Origin of the sequence: Martinezella lusitana (assembly GCF_010668395.1) — a bacterium.
Lineage (GTDB): Bacteria > Pseudomonadota > Alphaproteobacteria > Rhizobiales > Rhizobiaceae > Rhizobium > Rhizobium lusitanum_A.
In genome coordinates, this window is sequence record NZ_WUEY01000057.1 from 1 (window position 1) to 2,488 (window position 2,488).

Genomic DNA, 2,488 nt, shown 5'->3' on the forward strand with positions numbered 1-2,488 from the left:
TGTTGGTTTCCACGCAGAACTGAGCCGGTTAGGCACATAATTTCCATTGAGAATTGAGCCATGTGAACCTTCCCCAACGCGTAGAGCGACGGGGGCAACGGAGTGATCCACATGGGACTTTTAAACATCATCCGTCGGATGGCGCTGCGCGAGAAGTTGTCGGTACGCGAGATCAGCCGGCGCACCGGGCTGTCGCGCAACACGATCGCGAAGTATCTGAGCGCTGGCACGATTGAGCCGAAGTTCACGGTACCGGAACGACCGAGCAAGCTTGATCCGTTTGCCGACAAACTCGCCGGCTGGCTGAAGACCGAGGCCGGGAGGCCACGCAAGCAGCGCCGAACGCTAAAGCAGCTTCATGCCGATCTGATGGCTCTGGGCTTTACCGGCTCCTATGGTCGGGTCGCCGCGTTCGCCCGTGAGTGGCGGGTCGAGCAGCAGACAGCGGGCCGCGGCATATTCGTCCCGCTGTCTTTCCGTCCGGGCGAAGCATTCCAGTTCGATTGGAGTGAAGATTATGCTGTGATAGGCGGCGAGCGCACGAAGCTACAGGTCGCTCACATCAAACTGTCGCACAGCCGGGCTTTTTTGATCAGAGCCTACCTGCTGCAAACGCACGAGATGCTCTTCGATGCCCATTGGCACGGCTTCAGGATCTTCGGCGGTGTGCCTGCACGGGGAATTTATGACAATATGCGCACTGCGGTCGATCGCGTCGGCCGCGGCAAGGAGCGACAGGTCAACGTCCGCTTCCAGGCGATGACGAACCACTACGTCTTTGCGCCTGAGTTCTGCAATCCCGCCGCGGGCTGGGAGAAGGGCCAGGTAGAGAAGAACGTCCAGGATGCCCGTCCACGCTTGTGGCAACAGATGCCGGACTTCCCGGATTTACTGGCGTTGAATGCCTGGCTGGAACAGCATTGCCAGGACCTGTGGCGCGAGACACCGCATGGCACTTTGCCCGGCACGATTGCGGACATCTGGGCGGCCGAGCAGGCCGCGTTGATGGCGTTGCCTGCAGCTTTCGACGGCTTTGTCGAACAGAGCAAGCGAGTCTCACCAACATGCCTGATCACCTTTGAACGGAACCGCTACAGTGTGCCTGCATCGTTTGCGAACCGGCCCGTCAGCCTGCGGATTTATCCCGAGCGGCTGGTCGTTGCGGCTGAAGGGAATATCCTCTGCGAACACACGCGGGTGATCGAGCGCAGTCACGACAAACCACCGCGAACGATTTACGACTGGCGCCATTACCTTGCGGTCATCCAACGCAAGCCCGGTGCCCTGCGCAATGGCGCCCCCTTCCTGGAATTACCGGTGGCCTTTCGGCGACTACAGGACCAGATGCTCCGCCGCCCTGGCGGTGATCGTGAGATGGCCGATATCCTTGCTCTCGTTCTTCATCACGACGAACAGGTTGTCCTGCGCGCTGTGGAACTGGCCCTGGATGCGGGCGTGGCAACCAAAACGCATGTGCTGAACCTGCTGCATCGGCTGATCGACGGCAAAACCACTGATGGTCCCGATATCGACACACCGCAGGCGCTGACCTTACTGCGCGAACCCAAGGCCAACGTCGAACGCTACGATGGCTTGCGTGTCCGGATCGTGGGAGGTCGCCATGCGTCATGATCCCGCCAGCGCCGCCGTCGTCATCATGCTGCGTAGCCTGAAGATGTATGGCATGGCCCAAGCGGTCACGGACCTGATCGAGCAAGGAGCGCCAGCGTTCGATGCGGCCGTGCCGACCTTGTCCCAGTTGCTGAAGGCGGAAATGGCCGAACGTGAGGTTCGTTCCATCGCCTATCACATGAAGGCCGCGCGCTTCCCGGCTTACAAAGACATCTCCGGATACGACTTCGCCGCCAGCGAGATCAACGAAGCGACGGTGCGCCAACTGCACCGATGCGAGTTCATGGACGGAGCGCAGAATATCGTGCTCGTCGGCGGACCGGGCACAGGAAAAACACATATCGCGACCGCCCTCGGTGTACAGGCGATCGAGCATCATCGCCGAAAGGTCCGCTTCTTCTCGACCATCGAATTGGTCAACGCTCTCGAGCAGGAGAAGGCCAAAGGCAAGGCCGGCCAGATCGCCGAGACACTGGTTCGCCTCGATCTGCTGATACTTGATGAACTCGGATACCTTCCGTTCAGCGCGTCAGGCGGAGCGCTGCTCTTCCACCTGCTGAGCAAGCTCTATGAGCGCACCAGCGTCATCATCACCACCAACCTCAGCTTCAGCGAATGGGCCACCGTCTTCGGCGACGCCAAGATGACAACCGCTTTGCTCGACCGCCTGACCCACCGTTGCCATATCCTGGAAACAGGAAACGACAGCTTCCGCTTCAAGGCCAGCTCGGCCGCAGTGGCACAGAAGAGAGGAGAAAAGGCCAATCCCTTGACCAAACCCTGATCAGAAAACCATACTCAGAGGTGGCTCACTTCTCGGTGGAAAAACCGGCTCAGTTCTGCGCGGAAACCAACA

The 2,488-nt window shown here is 59.8% G+C and carries 2 protein-coding genes; both read left to right on the top strand.

Annotation, left to right across the window (positions count from 1 at the left end; translation table 11 throughout):
• Positions 1 to 111 precede the first annotated feature (111 nt).
• On the top strand, positions 112 to 1,632 hold the full coding sequence (gene istA / locus GR212_RS36445; RefSeq protein WP_163994973.1) for an IS21 family transposase: 1,521 nt from the start codon (positions 112 to 114) through the stop codon (positions 1,630 to 1,632).
• Entirely contained in the window at positions 1,622 to 2,416 is a 795-nt protein-coding gene (istB, locus tag GR212_RS36450; protein WP_163994975.1) for an IS21-like element helper ATPase IstB, read from the top strand. Before istA ends, istB begins: the two co-directional genes overlap by 11 nt.
• Positions 2,417 to 2,488 lie beyond the last annotated feature (72 nt).